Below are 25,491 nucleotides of genomic sequence, written 5' to 3' on the forward strand. Positions count from 1 at the left end.
GAGGGCAGGGTGGCCCGTGGATGGTAGACTGCCGCCCTTTCGCGTGCGGTTGGGCACGGCGCGGCGGACAAGGGCTCCTGATATGCGGTTGAGGTCGATCAAGCTGGCGGGATTCAAATCCTTCGTCGATCCGACGACGGTGAATTTCCCGAGCAACATGGCAGCGGTGGTCGGCCCCAACGGTTGCGGCAAGTCGAACATCATCGACGCCGTGCGCTGGGTGATGGGCGAAAGCTCGGCCAAGAACCTGCGTGGCGAATCGATGACGGATGTCATCTTCAACGGCTCCAACAGCCGCAAGCCGGTGTCCCAGGCCTCCATCGAACTGATCTTCGACAACTCCGACCACACCCTGGTGGGCGAGTATGCCAGTTACGCGGAGATATCCATCCGCCGACGCGTCACCCGCGAAGGCCAGAACACCTATTTCCTCAATGGCACCAAGTGCCGCCGCCGCGACATCACCGACATCTTCCTCGGTACCGGCCTGGGGCCACGCAGCTATTCGATCATCGAGCAGGGCATGATCTCCAAGCTGATCGAGGCGCGCCCCGAGGATCTGCGGCACTACATCGAGGAAGCCGCGGGTATCTCCAAATACAAGGAGCGCCGCCGCGAGACCGAGAGCCGTATTCGCCGTACCCAGGAAAACCTCGCCCGCCTGACCGACCTGCGCGAAGAGCTGGAGCGCCAGCTGGAACGCCTGCATCGCCAGGCGCAGTCCGCTGAGCGTTTCCAGGCCTTCAAGCAGGAGGAGCGGCAGCTCAGGGCGCAGCTGCAGGCGGTGCGCTGGCGCGAGCTGGATGGCCGCGTCGAGCAGCGCGAGAAGGTGATCCGTGACCAGGAGACCGCCCTCGAAGCCCTGGTCGCCGAACAGCGCCACGCGGATGCGGGTATCGAGCGGCTGCGCGATGGTCATCACGAGCTGAGCGAGGCCTTCAACCAGGTCCAGGGACGCTTCTACTCCCTGGGCGGCGACATCGCCCGGTTGGAGCAGACCATTCAGCACGGCCAGCAGCGCCAGCGGCAGTTGCAGGATGATCTGCGCGAAGCCGAGCAGGCGCGCAGCGAGGCCGAATCCCACCTGGAGCACGACCGGGTGCTGCTCGCCACCTTCGAGGAAGAGCTGGCGATGCTCGAACCCGAGGAGGAAGCGGCACATGCCCAGGTTGAAGAGGGCGGCGCGGCCCTGGAAGAGGCGGAGCTCGCCCTGGCGGACTGGCAGCAACGCTGGGAGCAGCTCAGTGCGGCGAGCGTCGAGCCGCAACGGGAGGCGGACGTGCAGCAGTCGCGCATCCGCTCCCTGGAGCAGAGTCTGGAGCGCGGTGTCGAGCGCCAGCGCCGCTTGCGGGATGAACGCACCCTGCTGGGCGAGGATGGGCCGTCCGACAGTCTGGTGGCGCTGGAAGAGCAGATCGCCGAGGACGAGTTGCTGCTGGAAGGCTTGGCCGAGCAGGAGTTGCAGGTGGCCGATGGGCTCCAGCGCCTGCGCGAGGAATTGCTGGCACTGGCCGGCGAACAGAGCCAGCGCCAGGGTGAGCTGCAGCGCCTCGAAGGGCGTATCGCTTCACTGGAGGCGCTGCAGCAGGCCGCCTTGGCCCCCGATACCGGCGCTGCCGCCTGGCTCGAGTCCGAGGGGCTGGCCCAGGCGGCCCAACTGGCGGACGAGCTGCAGGTCGCGCCCGGTTGGGAGCAGGCGGTGGAGACGGTGCTCGGCACGGATCTGCAGGCGGTCTGCCTGGATGACCTGGCGCCGCTACGACTCGGCGCCTTCGTCAGCGGCGAGTTGAACGTCGTGCTGCCGGGCGCGGCGTCGGTGGCCGCGGGCAGCCTGCTGGAAAAGGTGCAGGCGCCGCGCGATCTGTCGCCCTGGCTTGGCCAGGTGCTGATGGCGGCCAGTTATGAAGAGGCCCTGGCGCGCCGTCCTGCACTCGCTGCCGGACAGAGTCTGATCACGCCGGAAGGTTACTGGGTTTCCCGGCATTTCTTGCGCGTGCGGCGTGCCCAGGCCGCAGAGGGCAGCGTGCTCGCCCGCGGGCGGGAACTGGACGAACTCCAGGCGCGGCGCGAGGAGCTAAGTGAAGCGCTGGCGCTGCAGGAAGAGCGGCTGGAGGACGGCCGTGCAGCCCAGCAGCGCCTGGAGGGCGAGCGTGAGGAAGGACGTCGGCGCCAGCAGCAGGAGCAGCAGCGCCTGGCCGAGCGCCGCGCCCAGCTGTCTGCCCAGCAGGCGCGGGCCGAGCAACTGGGCATCCGCCGTCGGCAGTTGGAGGCCGATCTCGGCGATCTCGACCAGCAGCTGGAGCGGGAGCAGGAAGAATTGGGCGAGTGCCGGCTGCGCCTGCAGGATGCCCTGGACGCCATGGCAGTGGATACCGAGCAGCGTGCCCAGTTGCAGGAGCAGCGCGAGCGCCATCGGCAGGCGGTGGAGGCAGCGCGGCAAGGACAACGCCAGGCGCAGGATCAGCTTCACCAGTTGACGGTGCGGCTGACGACCCTGCGCGCCCAGCGCCAATCGACGCTCCAGGCGCTGGAGCGGTTGGAACTGCAGACCGCGCGGCTCGGTGAGCGCTGCGAGCAGCTCAATCTCAATCTGGAGGAGGGCGGGGAGCCCCTCGACGAGCTGCGTCTGCGCCTGGAAGAACTGTTGGAGCGGCGCCTGCAGGTGGATGAGGAGATGCGCACGGCGCGCCTGGCCCTGGAAGACGCCGATCGGGAGCTGCGCGACTTCGAACGCCGTCGCCTGCAGGCGGAGCAACAGGCCACGCTGTTGCGCGGCCAACTGGAACAGCACCGGCTGGAGTGGCAGGGCCTGGCCACCCGGCGCAGCGGTTTCGCCGAGCAGCTGGCGGCCGACGGCTACGACCTGCCGACGGTGATCGCCACCCTACCCGCTGAGGCCAGCGAGGCGGCCTGGGAGGAGCAACTGGAAGCCGTGGCCACCCGCATCGCCCGCCTGGGACCGATCAACCTGGCGGCCATCGACGAGTATCAGCAGCAGGCAGAGCGCAAGAACTACCTGGACGCCCAGAACGCCGACCTGGTGGAGGCGCTGGAGACCTTGGAGAGCGTCATCCGCAAGATCGATCGGGAAACGCGCAACAGATTCAAGGACACCTTCGAGCAGATCAACCACGGCCTGCAGGCGTTGTTCCCGAAAGTTTTCGGTGGTGGCAGTGCCTACCTGGAACTTACCGGGGAAGATCTACTCGATACCGGGGTTGCGATCATGGCGCGTCCGCCGGGCAAGAAAAACAGCACCATCCATTTGCTTTCGGGTGGGGAAAAGGCCCTGACGGCTCTGGCCCTGGTATTCGCCATCTTTCAACTGAATCCGGCGCCGTTCTGCATGCTCGACGAAGTGGACGCGCCGCTGGACGACGCCAACGTCGGTCGCTATGCCCGGCTGGTCAAGAGCATGTCGGAGAAGGTGCAATTCATTTACATCACGCACAACAAGATCGCCATGGAGATGGCCGACCAGCTGTTGGGCGTGACGATGCACGAGCCGGGCTGTTCGCGGTTGGTGGCCGTGGACGTGGAGGAGGCGGTGGCCATGGTGGACGCGTAGTGCCCCACAGGGTGGTGGCGTGGCGGTGTAAAGTTGGCGGCAGTCGTGCTAGCTTATGGCCGCTTCAGTGGTAGGTAGAAAAAGCTAAGAAGAACACTGACTTGGCGTAGGTTCGGACGTTTTGGAAAGACCTCGCAGGCGACGACTTTCCAAAGTTTCCCGACGGCTGTCGGTCCATTATTTTCACAGGGGTATGTCTTTTTCATGGATATGGGTCTGCGCGAGTGGCTGATCATCATCGGCGTCATCGTCATCGCCGGTATTCTGTTCGATGGTTGGCGTCGCATGAGTGGCAAGGGCAAGCTCAAGTTCAAGCTTGACCAGTCCCTGAGCAATCATCCGGAACACGAGGACGAGGAACCGGAAATCGTCGGCCCGACGCGCGTTGTGGAGCATAAGGAGCCTTCGCTGGATGATCCCGGCGAGCCGACGCCGCCTCGCGCCACCCAGCGCAAGCGCCGTGAAGAACCCGGTTCCGACAGCTTCGATCTGTCCGCCGACGACGTCAGCCTGGGCGGTCTGGCCGCCGATTCCGACGACGTGGCCGCGCGCGGCCGTGAGAAGCCACGCAAGGAAAAGCCGTTGAGCGCCAAGACCACCGAGCGCGAGCCGGTCGCCGAGCCTGCCAGCAGTGGCGGTACCCTGGCGCCGGTGGACGAGGTGCTGGTGATCAACGTCATCTCCCGTGACGAGAAGGGCTTCGCCGGTCCCGCACTGCTGCAGAACATCCTCGAGAGCGGGCTGAGATTCGGCGACATGGACATCTTCCATCGTCACGAGAGCATGTCCGGCAACGGCGAGGTGCTGTTCTCCATGGCCAATGCCGTTCGTCCGGGCACCTTCGACCTGGATGCCATCGACGACTTCCATACTCCGGCGGTGAGCTTCTTCCTGGGGCTGCCCGGTCCGCGCCATCCCAAACAGGCCTTCGACCTGATGGTCGCCGCCGCGCGCAAGCTGTCGTCCGAACTCAATGGCGAGTTGAAGGACGAGCAGCGCAGCGTCATGACCGCCCAGACCATCGAGCACTATCGCCAGCGCATCGTCGATTTCGAACGCAAGAGTCTGATGCTCAAGCGTTGATCGCGCCTGAGCGAACCAAGAGCAGCCTCGGCTGCTCTTTTTGTTTGTAATCTTTGCAGTGGCGCCCGCTGGCGCCAGGGCCACCCCAAGGGTGGCGACAGTGAGAGACCGCCATGACCGACGCCCAAGATGCCGTCACCCGGATCGCCGCCCTGCGCAGCGAAATCGATGCCCACAACTACCGTTACTATGTGCTCGACGAGCCCAGTGTGCCCGATGCCGAATACGACCGGCTGTTCAACGAACTCAAGGCGCTGGAAGCCGAGCATCCCGAACTGGTGACGCCCGATTCGCCGACCCAGAGGGTCAGTGGGTCCGCCCTGGCGGCCTTCGGCACCATCCGCCACGAGGTGCCCATGCTCAGCCTGGGCAACGCCTTCGCCGACGAGAGTCTGCAGGACTTCGACCGCAGCGTGGGCAAGCGCCTGCGCGAGGAGTTCGGCGAAACCGATTTCGCCGGGCCGGATTCGGGGGTGGAATACACCTGCGAGCCCAAGCTCGATGGCCTGGCGGTCAGTCTGCTGTACGAGGACGGGGTACTGACCCGCGGCGCCACCCGGGGCGACGGCACCACCGGCGAGGACATCACCGCCAATGTCCGCACCATCCGCAACGTCCCGCTGCGCCTGCAGGGCGAAGGCTGGCCGAGCGTACTGGAAGTGCGCGGCGAGGTGTTCATGTCCCGGGCCGGTTTCGAAGCCTTGAACGCCAGGGCCATGGAGAGTGGTGGCAAGACCTTCGCCAATCCGCGCAACGCGGCAGCGGGCAGCCTGCGCCAGCTGGATTCGCGCATCACCGCCCAGCGGCCGCTGGAGTTCTGTGCCTACGGCTTCGGTCGCGTCGAAGGCGGCGGCCTGCCGGACACCCAGTACGCCATCCTGCAGCAGCTCAAGGCGTGGGGCATCCCCATCAGCCGCGAGCTGCGCAAGGTGCAGGGGGCCGAAGGTTGCCGCGCCTACTACCAGGACATTGGCCAGCGGCGCGATGGCCTGGCCTACGAGATCGATGGCGTGGTCTACAAGGTCAATCGCCTGGACTGGCAAGGCGAGCTGGGTTTCCGTGCGCGCGAGCCGCGTTGGGCTCTGGCACACAAGTTTCCCGCCCGTGAAGAGCTGACCGAATTGCTCAATGTCGAATTCCAGGTAGGGCGCACCGGCGCCATCACGCCGGTCGCCCGACTCAAGCCGGTGCAGGTGGCGGGTGTCACCGTGACCAATGCCTCCCTGCACAACATGGACGAGATCGCCCGGCTGGGGGTGATGATCGGCGACAGCGTGATCGTCCGCCGCGCCGGGGACGTCATCCCGCAAATCATGCAGGTGGTGCCGGAGCGACGTCCGGCGGATGCGCGATCGGTAGAGATCCCCACGCGCTGTCCGGTCTGTGGCTCGGCGGTGGAACGGACCCAACTGGTCAAGCGCGCCAAGGGCAAGGAGTCGGTGAGCGACGGCGCTGTCTATCGCTGCGTCGGTCGCCTGGCCTGCCAGGCCCAGCTCAAGCAGGCGGTCATCCATTTCGCCTCGCGCCGGGCCATGGACATCGACGGTCTGGGCGATCGTATCGTCGAGCAGCTGGTGGACCGTGACTTGGTCAAGTCGCCGGCCGATCTCTACACCCTGACCTACGAGCAGGTCTTCGAACTCGAAGGCTTCGCCGAGGTGTCGAGCCGCAATCTGCTCGCCGCCATACAGGCCAGCCGCCAGCCGACGTTGGCGCGCTTCATCTTCGCCCTGGGCATTCCCGAGGTGGGGGAGGAGACCGCCAAGCGACTGGCGCGTGCCCTGGGCAGTCTGCAGCGCATCCGTGAGGCCTTGCCCGAGGTGCTGGTCTATCTGCCGGACGTAGGGCCGGAGGTGGCCTTCGAAATCCATAACTTCTTCCAGTCCGCGCACAACCGCGACGTGCTGGAAGCGCTGCTGGCCAATGGCATCGAGCTGGCCGACGAAGGCGAGGTGCATGCCGAATTCTCGGGCTACGCCAGCTTCGCCGACTTCCTCGACCAGTTGCACATTCCCTACCTGGGCAAGACGGGCGCCAAGACCCTGGCCAAGGCCTTTCCGAGTTTGGCCGCCCTGATCGAAGGCTCCCAGGACTGGCTGACCTTCAAGACGCTTTCCGGCCTCAACGAGAGGGCCAAACAGGGGCTGCGCGAATACTTTGCCGATCCGGCGAACGTGGCCAAGGCGTTGGCCATCGAGGCCCAGCTCAAGGCCTTCGGCATGCACTGGGAAAGCACCCGGCAAGCTGTGCAGGGCTTGCCCTTCGCCGGGCAGACCTGGGTGCTCACCGGCACCCTGGAGGCGATGAGTCGCGACGAGGCCAAGGAGCGCCTGGAGGCCCTGGGCGCCAAGGTGTCGGGTTCGGTATCGGCCAAGACCGCCGTGGTGGTGGCAGGGCCGGGAGCGGGTTCCAAGCTGACCAAGGCGACGGAGCTGGGAGTGAAGGTGCTGGATGAGGCGGCCTTCCTGCAGGTCCTGGAGGCTCAGGGGCGTTAACCTCGGCGATGGGAGGCGTCCAGGCTTAAGTTCGCGGGTCTTCTGCTGCAGCTAAGTCCTTGTATGGCTTGCAACTTCGTCCCAACCGCGTAGAATGGCGCACCTCACCTCAGGGTGAGGCGTTATGGTGGCTCCGTCGGTCCCCCCGCAACGATCAGCCGTGAACCCGGTCAGGCCCGGAAGGGAGCAGCCGCAGCGGTGATGTCGTGTGCCGGGGTGTGGCTGGCGGGGCCACCTCCATTTCTGCCCTCCGCTTTTTTCCCCGCATTTTTCCTCCCATCCAGGCTTTTTCTGCCGTTAACCCCTTCACGAGTCAATCGTGATGCGGTGCACTGTTTGCTTCGTGGCTTCATGCCATCATTCGAGTAGCATTCTCACTTATGGACTGACGTCCAAGGACTCATCGTGAAGAACGGACTCGAAAGCGCCGGACGCGCCCTCAGCCTCGGTTTGCATCCCTATCGCATCACCTGCCGGCACGCGCCCGACGCGATGCTGGTCGCCCAGATCTATCATCCCAGCGAGCCCCTGTTGCTGCTCAAGCTCGACCTGAGCAACGACGACGCCTGCAATCCTTTCAAGATGAATGCCACCGTGGCGAGCCTGCGGGTCCAACTGGATGCGCTGGCGGCCTATGTCGCCAGCGTGGTGCTGGCCGATGGCGAAGACCGCTGCCTGCGCGCCTGAGCGTGCTCCGACGGCCGTGGTTTCCGGCGCCGATCGCTTGAAAGGTCGGATCGCCGCCTCCACTTAGGGGGTAACCCTGGCCCGTCATACGGTCTGGCGGTTGAGCATGCGGGGTGCATTAAACGCACCTCTTCGTTAGCATGTGCTCCCTTCCCGTCTTCTCCCGATCAGGTCTCGATGAGTTACCAGGTTCTTGCGCGCAAATGGCGCCCGCGGTCGTTCCGCGAAATGGTCGGCCAGACCCATGTGCTCAAGGCGCTGATCAATGCGCTGGACAACGAGCGGCTGCACCACGCCTATCTTTTCACCGGTACCCGCGGAGTGGGCAAGACCACCATCGCGCGGATCCTGGCCAAGTGCCTGAACTGCGAGACCGGCATCAGCTCCACTCCCTGTGGCACCTGCTCGGTGTGTCGTGAGATCGACGAGGGACGTTTCGTCGATCTCATCGAGGTGGACGCCGCCAGTCGTACCAAGGTGGAAGACACCCGCGAGCTGCTGGAGAACGTGCAGTACGCGCCGTCCCGCGGTCGCTACAAGGTGTACCTCATCGACGAGGTGCACATGCTCTCCACCCACAGCTTCAACGCCCTGCTCAAGACGCTGGAAGAGCCGCCGCCCCACGTTAAGTTCCTGCTCGCCACCACCGATCCGCAGAAGCTGCCGGTCACCATCCTCTCGCGCTGTCTGCAGTTCGCCTTGAAGAACATGCCACCGGAGCGGGTCGTCGCGCACCTTCAGCAGGTGTTGGCTGCGGAAAGCATTCCTTTCGAGGACGATGCGCTCTGGCTGCTGGGTCGTGCTGCCGATGGCTCCATGCGCGATGCCATGAGCCTGACCGACCAGGCGATCGCCTTCGGCGAGGGCAAGGTGCTGGCCACCGACGTGCGCGCCATGCTCGGCACCCTCGATCATGGCCAGGTCTACGACGTCCTGCAGGCCCTGCTGGAAGGCGATGGCCGCGCCGTGCTGGAAGCGGTGCGCCATTTGGCCGAGCAGGGTCCCGACTGGAGCGGCGTGTTGGCCGAATTGCTAAACGTGCTGCACCGGGTGGCCATCGCCCAGGTGCTGCCCGATGCGGTGGACAACGGCCAGGGTGACCGCGAACGCGTCCTGACCCTGGCGCAGTCGCTGCCGGCCGAGGACGTCCAGTACTACTACCAGTTAGGGCTGGTCGGGCGGCGTGATTTGCCGCTGGCGCCGGACCCGCGGCACGGCTTCGAGATGGTCTTGCTGCGGATGTTGGCCTTCCGGCCAGCGGGTGCGGCGATTCCCGAGCGCCCAGCCTTAAAGACGACGGGAGCCAGCCCGGCCACGGCTGACTCCGACCAGCGTCCGGTGGCCGCGGCGGCCCCTACGCCCCTGCCTGCGCCAGCGGTGGCACCTGCGCCGGTGCCGGCAACGCCAGCATCGAGTAATACCACCCCTACAGAAGAGTCGGTAGATCTCCCCTGGGAGGAACCTGCGCCCGTGGCGACCAAGGCGGCTCCGGCTCCGGCTCCGGCTCCGGCTCCGGTCGAGGTGGTCGCTACGCCGGTCGTACCCAAGGCGCTGCCGACCCCCCAGGTCGAGGCGACCCCTGAAGCCACGGTGATCGCCGAGCTGCCAGCGGACACCTCCGGTGACGACTTGGACGGTGACGAAGAGCCGCCGCCGGCCGAGGATTACTACGAGGTGGGGCTTGACGACTATCTCGACAGCCTCGGTGAGCCGGCAGCCGACGAGATCGCCATGGCGCCGGCGCCTGACGTGCAGCCGGCCACCGGTCTTGCGGCCGACTGGCTGGCGTTGTTCCCGGAGTTGAAGCTGGGCGGCCTGACGGCCAGCATCGCCGCCAACTGCACCCTGGTGGCGCTGGAGGGCGACCACTGGCACCTGCACCTGGACCCGGCGCAGAGCGCCCTGTTCAACGCCAACCAGCAGCGCCGCCTCAACGACGCCCTGAACCAGCAGCAGGGCCGGACCATCACGCTCCAGGTGACCATCCAGGCCCCGGAGCAGGAAACGCCCGCCCAGGCCGCCGCACGGCGCCGCGCGGAGCGCCAGCGGCAGGCGGAGCAATCCATCCAGGACGATCCGCTGATCCGCCAGATGATGCAACAGTTCGCCGCCACGGTGCGTGCGGGTACCATCGAGCCGGTCGACACCCAAGCCTGACCGGTTTTCCATTCATAGTTCGAGGTAGCAGACATGATGAAAGGTGGCATGGCCGGCCTGATGAAGCAGGCCCAGCAGATGCAGGAAAAGATGCAGAAGATGCAGGAAGAGCTGGCGAACGCCGAGGTGACCGGTCAATCCGGCGCCGGCCTGGTCAGCGTCGTCATGACCGGCCGACACGACGTCAAGCGCGTCAGCCTGGACGACAGCCTGATGCAGGAAGACAAGGAAATCCTCGAAGACCTGATCGCCGCCGCGGTGAACGATGCCGTGCGCAAGATCGAGCAGAACAGCCAGGACAAGATGTCCGGTATGACCGCCGGCATGCAGCTACCGCCCGGCTTCAAGATGCCCTTCTAGAGGGCTCTTGCCACGGGTGCCGGCGAGGCACCCGTTTCCTTCGCTCTTCATCACGGTAGTCCATGAGCTTCAGTCCCCTGATTCGCCAATTGATCGATGCGCTCCGCGTGCTGCCCGGCGTCGGCCAGAAGTCCGCCCAGCGCATGGCCCTGCAACTGCTCGAACGCGAACGCCAGGGCGGCCTGCGCCTGGCCAATGCCCTCAGTGCCGCCATGGAAGGGGTAGGTTACTGCCGCCAGTGTCGCACCCTGAGCGAAGACGAGATCTGTGGTTTCTGCGCCGATAGCCGCCGCGACGACAGTATTCTCTGCGTGGTGGAAGGCCCCATGGACGTCTTTGCCGTGGAGCAGACCGGTTTCCGGGGGCGTTACTTCGTGCTCAAGGGACACCTGTCGCCCATCGATGGCCTGGGCCCGGACGCCATCGGCGTCCCCGAACTCGAACGGCGGGTCAGCGAAGGCAACTTCCAGGAAATGATCATCGCCACCAACCCCACGGTGGAAGGCGAGGCGACCGCCTACTACATCGCCCAGCTGCTGGCCCCCAGGGGCCTGACCATCTCGCGTATCGCCCATGGCGTGCCCCTTGGTGGCGAGCTGGATTTGGTCGATGGCGGCACCCTGACCCACGCCTTCGCCGGGCGCAAGCCGATCAGTCTCTAGGCTACTGGGCCCAGGACGCGCCAGCGGTTGGTGATTGCGCAAGGACGGCCAGGTATTGTCACCCGGAACAGGTGATCCTGACGTGGTCGAACAACACCAGGTCAACCCCATGGATCTGCCCGTCACGCTTTCGCGCACTTCCACCTATCCGCAGCGTTTCGACAGGGTTCTTGCCTACATCGAAGCCAATCTGGAGGGTGACCTGTCGGTAACAGCCCTGAGTGAGGTGGCCGCTTTCTCGGCTTTTCACTTCCATCGGCAGTTCACCGCCTACCTGGGGATGCCGGTTGCCCGCTACGTGCAGCTGCTGCGCCTGCGGCGTGCCGGGTTGAGCCTGCTTGCGGCCAGGCGCCGCTCCGTGCTGGAGGTAGCGCTGGAGGCCGGCTTCGAAAGCCCTGAAGCCTTCAGCCGGGCGTTCCGCCGGCTCTTCGGTCAGGCGCCGCGACGGTTCCGCCAGACGCCCGATTGGCGGCCCTGGCATCTGGTGTTCGACATTCCTCGACTATCCAGGAGTCTTGTCATGCAAATACGTCTAGTGGAATTCACTGCCGTCAGGATCGCTGCCTTCGAACACCGGGGACCGCGTCAGAACGTCGAGGAGAGCGTGCGCATCTTCATCGACTGGCGCAAGCTCAGTGGCCAGTCGCCGGTGGCGACCAGCCGTTCCTTCGGGATTCCTTTCGGCAATCCCGATACGACGCCCGCTGAGGATTTTCGCTTTGCCATTGGCGGAGAGATCAACGAAGACGTCCGGCCCAATCCGCATGGGGTACGGGAACTGCTCATTTCTGGTGGCCGCTATGCCGTGGTCCGCCACCTAGGTTCGACCGATCGTATCGACGAGAGCATCTACCCGCTCTATCGCGACTGGCTGCCCGGTAGTGGTGAGGAGTTGCGCGACGCGCCACTGTTCTTCCATTACCTGAGCGTCTATCCGGAAACGCCCCAGGAGCGCTGGCAGACGGATATTTACGTACCTCTCGTCTGAACAGGTAACTGGACGCTTCGCGCACGCGCCGGCAGGCGATAGAGGTGTGACACGACGTACTGTCTCCACCGCGTTACTCGAGCTGTATCTGGTGATCGAGAAGCATTATCATTATCGGAAGTCAGCTGCTTCCGAGGATGGTGATGCAGACGCTCGAGTCCGACCCACACGGGCACATCCGGACCCTCTACCTGGACCACCACGGCTGGCTGCGCGCGCGGCTGCAGCGGCGGCTGGGCTGCTTCGGGCAGGCGGCCGATCTGGCCCAGGACACCTTTCTCCGGTTGTTGGCGCGGGAAGGCGAGCTGGAGCGGTTGCGGGAGCCGCGCGCCTTTCTCGCCACCATCGCCCAGGGCCTGCTGGCCAATCATTGGCGCCGACAGGCGCTGGAACGCGCCTATCTGGAAGTACTGGCCGCGCGTCCGCCCGAGGTACAGCCCTCGCCAGAAGCCCAGGCGCTGATCCTGGAAACCCTCACCGAGCTCGATGCGCTGCTCGACCGGCTGCCCGCTCGGGTGCGCCAGGCCTTCCTGCTGGCACAACTCGAAGGCCTCACCTATGCCGTCGTCGCCCAGCGCCTGGGTGTGTCGGAGCGGATGGTGAAGAAATACATGGCCCAGGCCATGCTGCATTGCCTGGAACTGGTGTCTTGAGCGCCCTGAGTCGCGACCGGGGTAACCCCCTGGAGGAGGCCGCCCACTGGTTCGCCGAACTGGCCGCCGATGAGGTGGACCCGGCCACCGAGCGTGCCTGGGAGCGCTGGCTGCAGGCGGACAGTCGCCATGCGGTGGCCTGGGCGCGGGTCGAGGAGATCAGTGGGCGCTTCCGCGCGCTACCGGCCTCCGGGCGAGCGGTACTGGCGCGGCGCGACAGCCTGGGACGTCGCCACGCGCTCAAAATGCTGAGTCTGGCGCTGGGTGGATTGGCACTGGGCTGGAATCGCGGGGATGACTGGCGCCTGGGGCAAGGCGCCGAGCTGAGCACCGCGGTCGGTGAAATTCGTGCGTTCGCATTGGCTGAGGGCACCCGGGTCTGGCTCGACACCGACAGCCAGCTGGCGCGGGAAGCAGCGCCTGGCCGCTGGCGGCTGCTGCGCGGCGAGGCGCTGTTCGAGCAGCAAAGCGGGGCACCGTCCCTGCTGCTGGAGACCGCGGTCGGCAGGGTGCGACTCGGCGTGGGTTGCTGTGGCGTACGCAGTCGCGACGACGGTTTGGAGGTCGCGGCCTTCCGCGGCGTTCAGCAGCTGTTTCCGCGGCAGGCGCGGCCACAGGTCCTGAGCGAGGGAACGCGAGCCCTGATGACCGCCACCGTGGTGCAGCCGCTGGGCCGGGTCGATCCTGGTCGGCAACTGTGGCGGCAGGGCCGGCTGGTGGTGAACGACTGGTCGCTGGGTGCCTTGGTGGATGAACTCGCGCGCTATCGCCCGGGCCTGCTGACCTGTACCGCCACGGTGGCCAGCCTGCGCGTGGTGGGCAGCTATCCCCTCGATGACACCGACCGAGCCCTGGCGGCGCTGGCCGACAGCCTGCCAGTGCGAGTCGAACGGCGCCTGCCCTGGTGGGTGCAGATCGTGCCCGCCTGAAAAAAACTGCAGCGGGCGGTTCCCCTTTGGCGCGCTCGCGGGGCTCAGGGAGACAAAGATCCATCATTCGAGGCTCCCATGCTCTGCCACTCTCGCTTCAAACTCCATCCGCTGCGCCGTGCAGCCCGCACCTTCGCCCTGGTCGTGCCGCTCGGGATCGCGACCCTCGCCGCGCCTGGCGCCTCGCCTTGCGCCGCGCCCGTTGCCCAGGAGTATCGTATCCAGGCGGGTAGCCTGGCGACGGTCCTGAGTACCTTCGCCGCCCAGAGCGGTGTCCTGCTGTCGGCACCCGCTCAGGGATTGGCGGGGCGCCAAAGTGCGGGGTTGCAGGGGCGTTATACGGCCACGGAAGGCTTCCAGCGGATCCTCGAGGGCAGTGGCCTGCAGGCGGTGCGCCAGGCCGACGGCAGCTATCGCCTGGAGATCGTATCCGCGAGCGGAGTGACTTCCCTGAGCGACACCACGGTGACCGGCTTCGCCCTGGGCAATGCCTTGGGCGAGACCGACGGCTATCTCGCCACCCACAGCGACGTGGCCACCAAGACCAGCAAGGCGTTGCTGGAGACCTCGCAGTCAGTATCGGTGGTGACCCGCGAGCAGATCGACGACCAGGGCGCCAAGACCGTCCAGCAGGCCATGAAGTACACCCCGGGGATCTTCACCGGGCAAGTCGGGGCGTCCAATCGCTACGACTACGTGGTGATGCGCGGTTTCGCCGACAACAGCGTCGACAACGTCTTTCTCGATGGCCTCAAGACCATGGGCGACAGCGGCACCTTCAGCTCGCTGCAGGTCGATCCCTATTTCCTCGAACGCATCGACGTGGTGAAGGGGCCGGCATCGGTGCTCTATGGCCGCAGCCTGCCAGGTGGGCTGGTGGCCCTGACCAGCAAGAAGCCTTTGTACCAGCCCTATCACCAGGTGCAGGCCACCCTGGGCAATCTCGGCCAGCGCGGTGCCGGCTTCGATTTCGGCGGCCCGCTGGACGAGGAGGGGCGTATCGCCTATCGCCTGGTGGGGCTGGCCCAGCACAGCGATACCCAATTCGATCACGTGGAAGAAGAGCGCTACGCCCTGGCACCCAGCCTGGCCATCGACCTGAGCGATGCCACTACCCTGACCCTGCAGGCCTATCTGCAGAAGGATCCGGACGGCGGCTACCACAGCGGGGTGCCGGCCGAGGGCAGTCTCTATCGCCGCAATGGCCGCTACATCAGCAACCACTTCTTCGACGGCGAGCCGGCGCACGATAAGTTCGAGCGGACCCAGCAGATGGTCGGCTATCAGTTCGAGCATAGATTCAATGACGTCTGGAGCGCCCGGCAGAATTTCCGCTACGCCAAGTCACGGGTCGAGCTGGAACAGGTCTATGGCTACGGCTATGTCGGCGACAGCGATCTGCTCAATCGCTACTACTCCGGCGGCCGCGAGAACCTGCATGCCTATACCCTGGACAACATGGTCCAGGCGGACTTCGATTGGGCGGGTACGCGGCATACGCTGCTGGCCGGCGCCGACTACCAGCGTCGCTGGACCGGGGTGGACTGGCCCAGTGGCACCGCCGATCCGCTGGACGCCTTCGATCCGAGTTATGGCGGCCAGGTGACGATCTACCCCGGCAGCGAGTACCGCCGCGAACTGGAGCAGACCGGCGTCTACCTGCAGGATCTGATCGAATTGGACCGCTGGCGTTTCTCTCTGGGCCTGCGCCAGGACTGGGTTGAGATCGGTATCGAGGATCGCGCCAACGGCTCGCGCAGCAGCGAGCGCCGTGGCCAGGCCAGTGGGCGTGCCGGGGTGCTCTATCTGTTCGACAACGGCCTGGCGCCCTACCTGAGCTATTCCACATCCTTCAATCCCAACGCCTACAACGACGCGGCGGGCAATCCGCTGGAACCCACCGAGGGCAAGCAGTGGGAGCTGGGCCTGAAGTACCAGCCGCCGGGTAGCAGCAGTTACTACACCGCCTCGCTGTTCCACATCACCCAGGAGAACGTGGCAACCAAGCTGCCGCAGGAGGACTTCTATTCCTCGGTGGGTGAGATCCGTTCGCGGGGGCTGGAGCTGGAAGGGCACCTGCAACTGGCCGAGCGGCTCAAGCTGCTGGGCAGCTACACCTTCACCGACATCGAGTACACCCAGGCGCTGGACGGCACCCAGGGCAACACCCCGAACCAGGCGCCACGCCACCAGGCGTCGCTATGGGGGCAGTACGAATTGGCCGGACCGCTGGCGGGCTTCAGCGTCGGCGCAGGGGCGCGCTACGTGGGCACCAGCTGGGCGGACAAGGCCAATACCCGCAAGGTACCGGCCTACACCCTGGTGGACGCCATGCTCGCCTACGACTTCAGCCGACTGGGCCTGCCGGGGCTCACCGCGCGGGTCAATGCCAACAACCTGATGGGCAAGGACTATGTCGCGTCCTGCTACAGCCTGGACTTCTGCTACTTCGGGGAGGAGCGAAACGTCACCGCGACGGTGAGCTACAGCTTCTAGCGGGAACGGGGTCCTGCGGCAGGCAGGACCCCGGCGTCAGCCTTCCAACTGGCCGCCCGCCAGGGCGCAGAGGCGGGCGGAGTCGAGGATGCGCACTTCCTTGCCTTCGGCCGCCAGCACGCCGCTCTGCTGGAACCGGGTGAACACCCGCGACACGGTTTCCACGGCCAGGCCGAGGAAATTGCCGATCTCGTTGCGCGACATGCTCAGGTGGAATTGCTGGGCGGAGAAGCCGCGGGCATGGAAGCGCGCCGAGAGATTGACCAGGAAGGTGGCGATGCGCTCGTCGGCGCTCTTCTTCGATAGGAGCACCATCATCTGCTGGTCGTCGCGGATCTCGCGGCTCATCACCCGCAGCAGCTGCCGGCGCAGTTGCGGCAGTTGCTCGGAGAGTTCGTCCAGGCGCTCGAAGGGGATCTCGCAGACGGTCGTGGTCTCCAGCGCCCGAGCCGAGACCGGATAGCGCTCGCTGTCCATGCCCGAGAGCCCGACCAGTTCGCTGGGCAGGTGGAAGCCGGTGATCTGCTCTTCGCCGGCGTCGCTCAGGCTGCTGGTGCGCAGGGCGCCGGAACGTACTGCATAGACCGAGCCGAAGGCATCGCCCTGGCGGAACAGGTAATCACCCTTGGCCAGCGGCCGGCCGCGCTTGACGATCTGGTCGAGGGCATCCAGGTCTTCCAGGTCGAGCGAGAGCGGCAGGCACAGCGAGGCGAGGCTGCAATCCTTGCAATGGGCCTGGGCGGTGCGCAGCTTGAGGGGCTCGGTCATGGGGGCGGGTCGCTTCTCGTCTGGTTCTAAAAGTCTAACTTTAGCAGTCATGGCAGCCATGATTCATATCACCCGGGAAAAGCGTTGCCGGTCGCCGTCCGGCAAATAGCGGTCGAACAGCATGCACAGGGCGCGGATCAGCAGCCGTCCGGGCGGCAATACCTGGAGGCCGCGCGTGTCGAGACGGATCAGGCCATCGGCGGCCATGACTTCGAGCTGGGGCCAGGCCTCGGCGAAGTACTGGCGGAAATCCAGTTCGCAACTGCGCTCGATGGCCGCGAAATCCAGCTGGAAGTGGCAGATCAACTGGGCGATCACCGCGCCGCGGATGCGGTCGTCCCGCGAGCGGCGCAGGCCACGGGTCACCGCCAGTTCGCCGTGGCCCAGGCGCTCTTGGTAGCCGGCGAGATCGGGGTTGTTCTGGCAGAGCACTTCGCCGATCTGGCTGATGGCGGAGACGCCCAGGCCCAGCAGGTCGCAATGACCATGGGTGGTGTAGCCCTGGAAGTTGCGTTGCAGGGTGCCGTCTTCCTGGGCAATGGCCAGGTCATCGTCGGGCAGGGCGAAGTGATCCATGCCGATGTAGCGATAGCCAGCGGCCAGCAGCTGTTCCACGGTGCGCTGCAGCATCTCTAGTTTGGCCGCAGGTTCCGGTAGCTCACTGGCCTCGATGCGCCGCTGGGGCGGAAAGCGTTGCGGCAGATGGGCATAGTTGAACACCGACAGCCGATGGGGTTGCAGTTCCAGCACCCGCGCCACGGTCTGGGCGAAGCCGGCCGGAGTCTGCCGCGGCAAGCCGTAGATGAGGTCCAGGTTGATGGAGCGGTAACCGAGGGCGCGGGCGGCCTCCACCAGGGTGCGGGTGTCGTCGAAGGGTTGCAGGCGGTTGATCGCCAGCTGCACCTGCAGGTCGAGATCCTGGACGCCGAAGCTGACGCGGTTGAAGCCCAGTTCGCGCAGCAGACCCATGGTGCTCCAATCGGCTTCGCGTGGATCGATCTCGATGGAGTAGTCGCCATGGTCATCGTCGGCCAGGGTGAAGTGGCGCCGCAGGTCGGCCATCAGCTCGCGCAGTTGCATGGGATTGAGAAAGGTCGGGGTACCGCCGCCGAGGTGCAATTGTTCCACCCGCTGCCCGCCGTCCAGGTGGCGGCTGGTGAGGGCCATTTCCTCGCGCAGGGCCGCGAGGTAAGCGGCGCTGCGGCTGCGGTCCTTGGTGATGACCTTGTTGCAGGCGCAGTAGTAGCAGATGTTGGCGCAGAAGGGCACGTGGACGTAGAGCGACAGCGGACGACCGGCCTGGCGGCTCAGGCGCAGGGCGCCGAGCAGGTCGAAGGCACCGATGCCGTCGTGGAATTGCACGGCGGTGGGGTAGGAGGTGTAGCGGGGGCCGGCGCGATCGTAGCGCGCGATGAGCTCGGCGTCCCAGGCGAGGGCAGATGGCATGCCAGGCTCCGAAAGTTTTGAGGCGCCCAGTGTGAGGGGCACAGACCAGGCTTTATTGATCCAGATCAATGGATAGCCGGTTAAGCTTTGGCGTTTGGACGAGGAGTAGCCCATGGCAGACGAGTTGTACCTCGACACCTTTCGCGAGGTCCGTCCGGCAGGATCACCCCTGGCGACGCTGTTACTTGCCCACGGTGCCGGCGCGGGAATGGACAGCCCCTTCCTGGAACAACTGGCGGTGGAACTGGCGCGGCGCGAGATTCGTACCCTGAGATTCGACTTTCCCTACATGGCGCGGGCCCGTGCCGAGGGCAAGCGGCGTCCGCCGGATCCGGCGCCGGTCTTGCTTACGCACTGGCGCCAGCTGGTGGCGCGCTGGCGCGCGGCAGAAAGTGGATCGCTGTGGCTGGCGGGCAAGTCCATGGGCGGGCGGATGGCCAGTCTGCTGGCCGACGAACTGGGCGCGGCGGGACTGATCTGCCTCGGCTATCCCTTCCATCCGGCCGGCAAGCCCGAGCGACTGCGCACCGAACACCTGGCGACCCTGGCCACGCCGACACTGATCGTCCAGGGCGAGCGGGATGCCTTGGGCAACCGCAAGGAGGTGGCCGGTTATACCCTGGCACCGTCCATCGAGGTGCAGTGGATAGCCACGGCGGATCATGACCTCAAGGCGCTCAAGCGCAGCGGCCTGAGCCAAGCCCAGGTGCTGGCGGATACCGCGGCACGGGTAGCCGCCTTCGTGAGGACTGGCGGCTAGATCACCCGGAAGCCGCTGGTGCCATCGCGGCGCAATTGCTCGACCAAGCCGAATTCCCAATCGAGGTAGGCCTGCATGGCTTCGCGTGGGGCGTCGATGCCCTCATAGGGACGGCGGTAGCGGTCGCGGCGGGTCGACAGCAGCTGTGTCTCCCCGCTTTCCACCGGCAGCCCGGCGGCCAGCCAGGCTGAGGTACCGCCCTCCAGCAGCAGGACGGGACGGTCGGTGGTGGCCTGGACGTCGACGGCGGCGAAGGCAGCCAGCTGGCCGCTGCCACAGGTGAAGACATAGCGTTCGGCGGGCGGCAACGCGCCTGGCAGATCGGCGCGCAGCACCCAGGCGGCACCGGGGATGTGTCTCTGCACGTAGTTGGCGCTGGCGGTGACGTCCAGTACCCGGGTGCCCGGCTCGGCCAGCAACTCCTGCAGGCGCGCCACGGAAATACGCTCCACTGGCCCAGGCGTGGGGGCGGGTGCCTGCCAGGGACCGCTGGCACTCAGGGCGGCGGGTGGGATGTCGTCCACCACCGCCACCTCCCAGCCCATCTGCGCCAGCCAGGAAGCGCTCATGTTGGCGCGCACGCCGTCGTCGTCCACCAGTGCCAGGCGCGCGCCGCGGACCGGGGCGCTGTGGTCGGTCTCCTGCACCAACTGGCCGCCCGGGGTGGAGCGGGCGCCGGGCAGATGGCCGGCGGCGAATTCCTCAGGGGTGCGCACGTCGATCAGGTAATTCGTTCGCTGGGGATTGGTGCGCCAGGCGTCCAGTTCGCTGAAGGGGAGGCGGGCGACGCCGGCGCGGTCGGCCACCTGGCGAGCGCGGGCGGCCGCGGTTGCCCGGGTGGCTGGCGTGACGTCGCCGAAGCGGCGCGCCTGGCCGTGCTCCAATTGCTGACCCGCCAGGGTCCAGCCAATGGTGCCGTTGCGCAGGGCCGCCACCGGATTGGGGATGCCGGCGTTGATCAGCGACTGGGCGCCGATCAGGCTGCGGGTACGGCCGGCGCAGTTGACGATGACCCGCGTCCGGGGATCGGGTGCCAGCTCGGCGACGCGCAGCACCAGTTCGGCGCCCGGTACGCTGACGCCGCCGGGGATGCTCATGGTCTGGTACTCCTCGAAGCGACGGGCGTCGAGGATTACCACGTCGGCGTCCTGATCCAGCAACGCCTTGACGTCCTCGGCCGGCAGCGAGGGGGTATGGCGCCTGCTCTCCACCAACTCACCGAAGGCCTTGCTCGGCACGTTGACGTCGATGAACAGCTCGCCGCCGCTGGCACGCCAGCCTGTCAGGCCACCGTCGAGCAGGGCCACGTCGGTATAGCCCAGGGCCTGCAGGCGCTCGGCGGCGCGTTCGGCCAGGCCTTCGCCACTGTCATAGAGGGTGATGGCCACGTCACGGCGCGGTAGGCGCGACCAGGCTTCCAGCTCCAGGCGCGACAGCGGCAGGTTGGCGGCCCAGAGTGGATGGCCTTCGGCGAAAGGCGCTTCCTCGCGGACATCGAGCAGGGCGACTTCCGCCCCGGCGAGCAGGGCCTGGCGGATTTCGGCAGGGGTACGGAGGGCGGTCATGGCGTAGCGTTCTCCTGGGACAGGTCCCACAGGTTGGGCAACTGGCGATTGGTGTAGCCGGAAATGAAGGGTTTCTCCTGGCCGTCGAGGTCATAGACGGCGCGGCGCACGGCGCCGATGTTGCCGCCATAGACGTGGATGCTGATGGAGGTGCGGTCGGCATAGGCGTTGCTGACCTGGTGGATGTCACCCACCCGCGGCGACACGGCTTCCACCTGGCCTGGCTCCAGGCGTACGGGCGCACCTTCCGGCGACAGGCGACCATCGGGCGCTCTGGCGAAGCCCTGGGCGTTCTCGGCGCCGCGCAGCATGCCGATCAGGCCCCAGGTGCGATGGTCGTGCACCGGAGTGACCTGGCCCGGGCCCCAGACGAAACTCACCACCGAAAAGCGCTGGCGGGCATCGGCATGCAGCAGGTACTGGCTATAGCGCTCGGGCCGGGGCAGGGCGCAGTCCTCGGGCAGCCAGTCGTCATGGCGCACCAGGTCGCCGAGCAGGGCCGCGCCGCGGGCCAGCAATTGGGCTTCGGCTGGCTGTTCGTCCACCAGGGCGGCGAGGTCGTGCAGGAACAGGCGCAGGCGGTCGAGCCTAGGGGTCATGACGGGCTCCACGAAGAGGGCGGGTAGGCAGTGGGGCCATTAAAGCAGGGCCGAGACCCTCGACCTTAGATCGATTGGTTCTGTGCTGAAAACCGATAAATGCATGTTTAAACAATTAAGTTATTTGAATTTGGCATATTAGGTTATGCGGAATCGGTATTTATTCTGTGCTGATAACCGGCGTTAGGTTCTAAGCGGACCAGGGCAACGCCCGTCGCCCTGGCATTTCTTCTGCCCTCGGAGCCTTTGCATGACCGCCTTCGTCCCCTCGCTCGCCAGCGTCCGTGCCCAGGTGTCCGCCGCCGAATGGGAGGCGCGGGTCAAGCTCGCGGCGGCCTATCGGTTGGCGGCGCGCGAACGCTGGACCGATCACATCTACACCCATTTTTCGCTACGGGTACCGGGGCCGGATGAGCACTTCCTGATCAATCCCTTCGGCCAGACCTTCGATGAGATCACCGCTTCCTCGCTGGTGAAGGTGGACATCGACGGAAAGATCGTCCTCGATCCCACGGGTTTCGGCATCAATCCCGCTGGCTATGTGATCCATAGCGCCATCCATCGCGCCCAACCCGAGACCCACGCGGTACTGCACACCCATACCGCCGCGGGCATCGGCGTCTCGGCCCAGCGCGGCGGCCTGCTGATGATCTCCCAGCACGCCATGAGGTTCTTCCGGCGCCTGGCCTACCACTGCTACGAGGGCGTGGCCCTGGACCTGGACGAGCAGAGCCGGCTGGTGGCCGATCTCGGGCCGCACCAGGCCATGATCCTGTGCAATCACGGCTTGCTCACCACCGGCCAGAGTCTGGAGGAGGCCTTCTGGCACCTCTACTATCTGGAGCGTTCCTGTGCCGCGCAGTTGGCAGCCCAGAGTGGCGGCGCCGAGCTGGTGATCGCCCCGGACGCCGTTGCGCAGAAGGTCAGCGACCTCATCCCTGGCAACCTGGCCCGCGGCGCCCATGTGCGTCACTGGGAGGCGGCGGTGCGCCAGCTGGAGCGCCAGGAAGGCCGGGAGTACGCGCTATGAAGCACCTGCTCGCCACCCTCGGGCTGGCGCTGCTGCTGGGGCAGGCCCAGGCAGCGCCGGATCTCTCCGGGGTGACCCTGGTACTGGGCGACCAGGCCCGCGGCCTACGCGCGATGATGGAAGCCGCCGGCACCCTCGAAGGGACGCCCTATCAGTATCGCTGGGCCAACTTCCAGGGCGCCGCGCCGCTGTTCGAGGCCCAGCGCGTCGGCGCGGTGGATACCTCCTACGCCGGTGATCTGCCGGTGTTGATGGCCGCATCGGGCGGTGTGCCGCTCAAGCTGATCGCCACCAACGTCGGTTTCCCCCAGGCCAATGGCCTGCTGGTGCAGCAGGATTCGCCGATTCGCTCGGTGCGGGATCTCAAGGGGCGCACCGTGGTGGTGTCCTCGGCCAAGGGCAGCATCTCCCAGCATCTGCTCTATGCCGCTCTGGAAGAGGCGGGCCTCAAGCGCGAGGACGTGACGGTCAAGTTCGTGTTGCCCACCGACGCCAGCGCGGCCTTCACTGCCGGGCAGATCGACGCCTGGGCCACCTTCGATCCCTATCTCGGCATCGCCGAGCAGCACGGTGCGCGCCTGCTGCGCGACGGCGAGGGGCTGACCACCGCCCTGGGCTTCCTCACCGCCACGCCGACGTCCCTGGAGGACCCGGCCAAGCGCGCCGCCATCGCCGATTTTGCCGAGCGCCTTTCGCGGGCAAGGGCCTGGGCAGTGGCTCATCCACAGGACTATGCCCGCGTCTATGCCGAGTTGACGCGTCTGCCGGAAGGCGCCGCGGCGGCCATCTCCGCCCGCACCTCCCGCGGCCTGCGCCCGGTGCAGCCAACGGACGTCGCGGCGGTGCAGAAGGTGGCCGATCTCTTCAGCGAACTTCAGGTACTGCCCAAGCCGGTCGAGGTAGCAACACTGGCCGATCCCTCCGTCTTCACCCAGGAGCCCACGCCATGACCTCCCTCCGCCGCATCCTGCTGGCACTGCCGGTGCTACTCGCCGCCAGCGCGGCCCTGGCCGCCGAGACCCTCACCCTGCGCATCGCCGACCAGAAGGGCAACATGCGCGCCCAACTGGAGGCGGCCGACGGGCTGCATGACCTGCCCGGCTATCGCATCCAGTGGGCGGAATTTCCCGCCGCCGCGCCCCTGGCCGAAGCCCTCAACGCCGGTGCGGTGGACGCCGGCATCATCGGCGATGGTCCGCTGCTGTTCGCCCTGGCTGCCGGTGCGCCGGTCAAGGCCATCGCCGTGGACATATCCGATCCCTATGGCACTGCGGTGATCGTGCCCCGCGACTCGCCGCTGCGCTCGGCCGCCGACCTCAAGGGCAAGCGCATCGCCACGGGGCGCGGTTCCATCGGGCACTACATCGCCCTCAAGGCGCTGGACTCGGTGGGGTTGACGGCCAAGGACGTGAGCTTCCGCTTCCTCGGTCCGGTGGACGCTAAGATGGCCCTGGCCAACGGTTCGGTGGACGCCTGGGCGACCTGGGAACCCTACACTGCCCAGGCCGAACGGGTGGATGGCGCCCGGGTGCTGGTCAATGGCCGCGGGCTCTGGGCGGGCAACAGCTTCCTCGCGGCCACCGACACCGCCCTGGCCGATCCGGCCAAGCGCGCGGCGCTGCAGGATTACCTGGATCGCCTGGCCGCCGCCCAGCGCTGGGGATATGCCAACCTCGACAGCTACGCCAAGACGCTGGCGCAGATCATCGGCTTTCCCGAGGCGGTGGCGCGATTGCAATTCGAGCGGCGCCAGCTGCATTGGGAGCCCATCGATGCCCAGGTGGTGGCCGATCAGCAAGCCGCGGCGGACTTCTATCACCGCAGCAGCCTGATCCCGCAGCGATTGGATGCCCAGGGGACCTTCGCCCAGGGCTTTCGCGTGGCCAAGGCGGGTGAGCAGCGGCAGGCGGCGCGGAAGTAGGGAGCAGTCTCCCTCTCTCCAGTCCTCTCCCTGAGGAGGTGGTTCGGCGCTGCCGCTAGGCGCTGAGCGCAGCCCAACACCATCCGCTGCGCAAAGCCGCGAGGTCTGCGCCGACCTATCCATATAACTCAAGCTTATTTCAAAAGTCCGTTATGCCCTTAGTACGCTATAAGTCTTGATCCATGGATGAGAGCTTTGCCATGCCGTTACCCCTTTCGTTTAGTCATCGTCCGCTCGCCCTCGGTCTCGCTGCGAGCCTGCTCACGGGCCTGCTCGTGGCGCCCCAGGCGGCCCAGGCCGAAGGTACCCTGCGCATCTCCGAGCAATTCGGGGTGTCCTACGTGATCCTGCATGTGGTGCGCGATCAGCAATTGATCGAGAAGCATGGCAAGCAAGAGGGCCTCGACATCAAGGTGGACTGGGTGAAGCTGTCCGGTGGCGCGGCCGTCAACGAGGCGGTGCTGTCGGGGGCGGTAGACGTGGGCTCTGCCGGTCTCGGGCCGCTGTTCACGCTCTGGGACCGCACCCATGGTCGCCAGAACGTCAAGGCCGTGGCCAGCCTGGGAGCCTTTCCCAACTACCTCGTCACCAACAATCCTCAGGTGAAGACCCTGGCGGACTTCACCGCCAAGGACCGCATCGCGGTGCCGGCGGTGAATGTGTCGGTCCAGTCGCGCATCCTGCAGTACGCCGCCGCCCAGGCCTTCGGCGAACAGAACTGGAATCGCCTGGAGCCGCTGACGGTCGCGGTGCCTCATCCCGATGCCGCGGCGGCGGTGATCTCCGGCGGTACCGAGATCAACAGCCACTTCGCCAATCCGCCGTTCCAGGAACAGGAACTGGCCAGCGGCAAGGTGCACAAGGTGCTCAGCTCCTACGACGTCCTCGGCGGTGCCGTTTCGCCCAACCTGGTGTTCGTCACCGAGAAATTCCGCCGGGACAATCCCAAGACCTACAAGGCCTTCCGCGAAGCCCTGGTCGAAGCTGGCCAGATCATCGAGAAGGACAAGGCCGCTGCCGCCCGTACCTACATCAAGGTGGAGAATTCCAAGCTCGACCCGGCGCTGGTCCAGCAGATCATCGAGAGCCCCGAGGTCAACTTCGACACGGCGCCGCAGAACACCCTGAAGCTCGCGGAGTTCATGTACCGCATCGGGGCGATCCGCAACCAGCCCGCGTCCTGGCAGGACTATTTCTTCGTCGACACGCCCGACCAGAAGGGCAGTTGATCCTTTTCCCAAGGGTTCCACCGGACCACCGGACGAGCCTTAGAGCCTGTTCAAAGTCTCGCGAGCTAGAGCCAAACGAGGCGAAAAGGGCTGAG

20 protein-coding genes and 1 other RNA gene are annotated in these 25,491 nt (G+C 66.2%); 17 read left to right on the plus strand and 4 right to left on the minus strand.

Annotation, left to right across the window (positions count from 1 at the left end; all coding sequences use genetic code 11):
- Positions 1 to 82: 82 nt before the first annotated feature.
- The 12 genes from smc (at position 83) to RND78_RS13930 (ending at position 16,078) form a co-directional block, all read left to right on the plus strand.
- The gene (gene smc / locus RND78_RS13875; RefSeq protein WP_312729519.1) at positions 83 to 3,568 is read left to right on the plus strand and encodes a chromosome segregation protein SMC; all 3,486 of its coding nucleotides are present in this window, start codon (positions 83 to 85) and stop codon (positions 3,566 to 3,568) included.
- A 204-nt stretch (positions 3,569 to 3,772) separates the two neighbouring features.
- On the plus strand, positions 3,773 to 4,651 hold the full coding sequence (zipA, locus tag RND78_RS13880) for a cell division protein ZipA (protein WP_312729520.1): 879 nt from the start codon (positions 3,773 to 3,775) through the stop codon (positions 4,649 to 4,651).
- Positions 4,652 to 4,764: 113 nt separating this feature from the next.
- Entirely contained in the window at positions 4,765 to 7,146 is a 2,382-nt protein-coding gene (gene ligA, locus RND78_RS13885) for an NAD-dependent DNA ligase LigA (RefSeq protein WP_312729521.1), read from the plus strand.
- Positions 7,147 to 7,280: 134 nt separating this feature from the next.
- An RNA gene (ffs, locus tag RND78_RS13890) (signal recognition particle sRNA small type) lies at positions 7,281 to 7,377 on the plus strand.
- 174 nt (positions 7,378 to 7,551) lie between these two features.
- Positions 7,552 to 7,833, plus strand: coding sequence for a hypothetical protein (locus RND78_RS13895; protein WP_312729522.1), 282 nt, complete (start codon positions 7,552 to 7,554; stop codon positions 7,831 to 7,833).
- A 177-nt stretch (positions 7,834 to 8,010) separates the two neighbouring features.
- Positions 8,011 to 9,990 carry a DNA polymerase III subunit gamma/tau gene (gene dnaX, locus RND78_RS13900; RefSeq protein WP_312729524.1) on the plus strand — a complete coding sequence of 660 codons (1,980 nt, stop codon included), beginning with the start codon at positions 8,011 to 8,013 and terminating at the stop codon, positions 9,988 to 9,990.
- Between the two features lie 33 nt (positions 9,991 to 10,023).
- On the plus strand, positions 10,024 to 10,350 hold the full coding sequence (locus tag RND78_RS13905) for a YbaB/EbfC family nucleoid-associated protein (protein WP_058762856.1): 327 nt from the start codon (positions 10,024 to 10,026) through the stop codon (positions 10,348 to 10,350).
- 62 nt (positions 10,351 to 10,412) lie between these two features.
- Positions 10,413 to 11,012, plus strand: a complete 600-nt coding sequence (recR, locus tag RND78_RS13910) for a recombination mediator RecR (protein WP_312729529.1) — start codon at positions 10,413 to 10,415, stop codon at positions 11,010 to 11,012.
- 109 nt (positions 11,013 to 11,121) lie between these two features.
- The gene (locus RND78_RS13915; protein ID WP_312729530.1) at positions 11,122 to 12,000 is read left to right on the plus strand and encodes an AraC family transcriptional regulator; all 879 of its coding nucleotides are present in this window, start codon (positions 11,122 to 11,124) and stop codon (positions 11,998 to 12,000) included.
- 143 nt (positions 12,001 to 12,143) lie between these two features.
- On the plus strand, positions 12,144 to 12,653 hold the full coding sequence (locus RND78_RS13920; RefSeq protein WP_312729531.1) for a sigma-70 family RNA polymerase sigma factor: 510 nt from the start codon (positions 12,144 to 12,146) through the stop codon (positions 12,651 to 12,653).
- Positions 12,650 to 13,582, plus strand: coding sequence for a DUF4880 domain-containing protein (locus tag RND78_RS13925; RefSeq protein WP_312729532.1), 933 nt, complete (start codon positions 12,650 to 12,652; stop codon positions 13,580 to 13,582). The genes RND78_RS13920 and RND78_RS13925 overlap by 4 nt, the downstream gene beginning before the upstream one ends.
- 78 nt (positions 13,583 to 13,660) lie before the next feature.
- Complete coding sequence (locus tag RND78_RS13930; RefSeq protein ID WP_312729533.1) at positions 13,661 to 16,078, plus strand: TonB-dependent siderophore receptor; 2,418 nt, start codon at positions 13,661 to 13,663, stop codon at positions 16,076 to 16,078.
- A gap of 36 nt (positions 16,079 to 16,114) precedes the next feature.
- On the opposite strand, the gene fnr is transcribed toward RND78_RS13930, so the two are convergent.
- A complete protein-coding gene (gene fnr, locus RND78_RS13935; protein ID WP_312729534.1) occupies positions 16,115 to 16,846 on the minus strand; it encodes a fumarate/nitrate reduction transcriptional regulator Fnr in 732 nt (243 codons plus the stop codon).
- A gap of 63 nt (positions 16,847 to 16,909) precedes the next feature.
- Positions 16,910 to 18,292, minus strand: coding sequence for an oxygen-independent coproporphyrinogen III oxidase (hemN, locus tag RND78_RS13940; RefSeq protein WP_312729535.1), 1,383 nt, complete (start codon positions 18,290 to 18,292; stop codon positions 16,910 to 16,912).
- 112 nt (positions 18,293 to 18,404) lie between these two features.
- On the opposite strand from hemN, the gene RND78_RS13945 reads away from it, so the two are divergent.
- Positions 18,405 to 19,052: an alpha/beta family hydrolase gene (locus RND78_RS13945; protein WP_312729536.1), complete on the plus strand. Its 648-nt coding sequence runs from the start codon at positions 18,405 to 18,407 to the stop codon at positions 19,050 to 19,052.
- Here the strand turns inward: RND78_RS13945 and RND78_RS13950 are convergent.
- Both RND78_RS13950 and RND78_RS13955 read right to left on the minus strand, forming a co-directional pair.
- On the minus strand, positions 19,049 to 20,617 hold the full coding sequence (locus RND78_RS13950; RefSeq protein WP_312729537.1) for a rhodanese-related sulfurtransferase: 1,569 nt from the start codon (positions 20,615 to 20,617) through the stop codon (positions 19,049 to 19,051). The genes RND78_RS13945 and RND78_RS13950 overlap by 4 nt on opposite strands.
- Entirely contained in the window at positions 20,614 to 21,216 is a 603-nt protein-coding gene (locus tag RND78_RS13955) for a cysteine dioxygenase (RefSeq protein ID WP_312729539.1), read from the minus strand. The genes RND78_RS13950 and RND78_RS13955 overlap by 4 nt, the downstream gene beginning before the upstream one ends.
- A gap of 250 nt (positions 21,217 to 21,466) precedes the next feature.
- On the opposite strand from RND78_RS13955, the gene RND78_RS13960 reads away from it, so the two are divergent.
- From RND78_RS13960 to RND78_RS13975, 4 genes are all read left to right on the plus strand, one after another.
- Positions 21,467 to 22,246, plus strand: coding sequence for a class II aldolase/adducin family protein (locus tag RND78_RS13960; RefSeq protein ID WP_312729541.1), 780 nt, complete (start codon positions 21,467 to 21,469; stop codon positions 22,244 to 22,246).
- Positions 22,243 to 23,196, plus strand: coding sequence for an ABC transporter substrate-binding protein (locus RND78_RS13965; RefSeq protein WP_312729543.1), 954 nt, complete (start codon positions 22,243 to 22,245; stop codon positions 23,194 to 23,196). The genes RND78_RS13960 and RND78_RS13965 overlap by 4 nt, the downstream gene beginning before the upstream one ends.
- Positions 23,193 to 24,167, plus strand: a complete 975-nt coding sequence (locus RND78_RS13970; RefSeq protein ID WP_312729546.1) for an ABC transporter substrate-binding protein — start codon at positions 23,193 to 23,195, stop codon at positions 24,165 to 24,167. Before RND78_RS13965 ends, RND78_RS13970 begins: the two co-directional genes overlap by 4 nt.
- 200 nt (positions 24,168 to 24,367) lie before the next feature.
- Complete coding sequence (locus RND78_RS13975) at positions 24,368 to 25,396, plus strand: ABC transporter substrate-binding protein (RefSeq protein ID WP_312729548.1); 1,029 nt, start codon at positions 24,368 to 24,370, stop codon at positions 25,394 to 25,396.
- Positions 25,397 to 25,491 lie beyond the last annotated feature (95 nt).

Source organism: Pseudomonas oryzihabitans (assembly GCF_032027545.1).
Taxonomy (GTDB): Bacteria; Pseudomonadota; Gammaproteobacteria; order Pseudomonadales; family Pseudomonadaceae; genus Chryseomonas; species Chryseomonas oryzihabitans_F.

Coding starts and splice junctions, on each gene's coding strand:
- RND78_RS13920 (WP_312729531.1), top strand. CDS start 12,144: ATGCAGACGCTCGAGTCCGACCCACACGGGCACATCCGGACCCTCTAC.
- RND78_RS13915 (WP_312729530.1), top strand. CDS start 11,122: ATGGATCTGCCCGTCACGCTTTCGCGCACTTCCACCTATCCGCAGCGT.
- RND78_RS13905 (WP_058762856.1), top strand. CDS start 10,024: ATGATGAAAGGTGGCATGGCCGGCCTGATGAAGCAGGCCCAGCAGATG.
- RND78_RS13945 (WP_312729536.1), top strand. CDS start 18,405: ATGGCAGACGAGTTGTACCTCGACACCTTTCGCGAGGTCCGTCCGGCA.
- RND78_RS13955 (WP_312729539.1), bottom strand. CDS start 21,216: ATGACCCCTAGGCTCGACCGCCTGCGCCTGTTCCTGCACGACCTCGCC.
- recR (WP_312729529.1), top strand. CDS start 10,413: ATGAGCTTCAGTCCCCTGATTCGCCAATTGATCGATGCGCTCCGCGTG.
- RND78_RS13960 (WP_312729541.1), top strand. CDS start 21,467: ATGACCGCCTTCGTCCCCTCGCTCGCCAGCGTCCGTGCCCAGGTGTCC.
- RND78_RS13930 (WP_312729533.1), top strand. CDS start 13,661: ATGCTCTGCCACTCTCGCTTCAAACTCCATCCGCTGCGCCGTGCAGCC.
- RND78_RS13975 (WP_312729548.1), top strand. CDS start 24,368: ATGCCGTTACCCCTTTCGTTTAGTCATCGTCCGCTCGCCCTCGGTCTC.
- fnr (WP_312729534.1), bottom strand. CDS start 16,846: ATGACCGAGCCCCTCAAGCTGCGCACCGCCCAGGCCCATTGCAAGGAT.
- smc (WP_312729519.1), top strand. CDS start 83: ATGCGGTTGAGGTCGATCAAGCTGGCGGGATTCAAATCCTTCGTCGAT.
- ligA (WP_312729521.1), top strand. CDS start 4,765: ATGACCGACGCCCAAGATGCCGTCACCCGGATCGCCGCCCTGCGCAGC.
- dnaX (WP_312729524.1), top strand. CDS start 8,011: ATGAGTTACCAGGTTCTTGCGCGCAAATGGCGCCCGCGGTCGTTCCGC.
- hemN (WP_312729535.1), bottom strand. CDS start 18,292: ATGCCATCTGCCCTCGCCTGGGACGCCGAGCTCATCGCGCGCTACGAT.
- RND78_RS13950 (WP_312729537.1), bottom strand. CDS start 20,617: ATGACCGCCCTCCGTACCCCTGCCGAAATCCGCCAGGCCCTGCTCGCC.
- zipA (WP_312729520.1), top strand. CDS start 3,773: ATGGATATGGGTCTGCGCGAGTGGCTGATCATCATCGGCGTCATCGTC.
- RND78_RS13965 (WP_312729543.1), top strand. CDS start 22,243: ATGAAGCACCTGCTCGCCACCCTCGGGCTGGCGCTGCTGCTGGGGCAG.
- RND78_RS13970 (WP_312729546.1), top strand. CDS start 23,193: ATGACCTCCCTCCGCCGCATCCTGCTGGCACTGCCGGTGCTACTCGCC.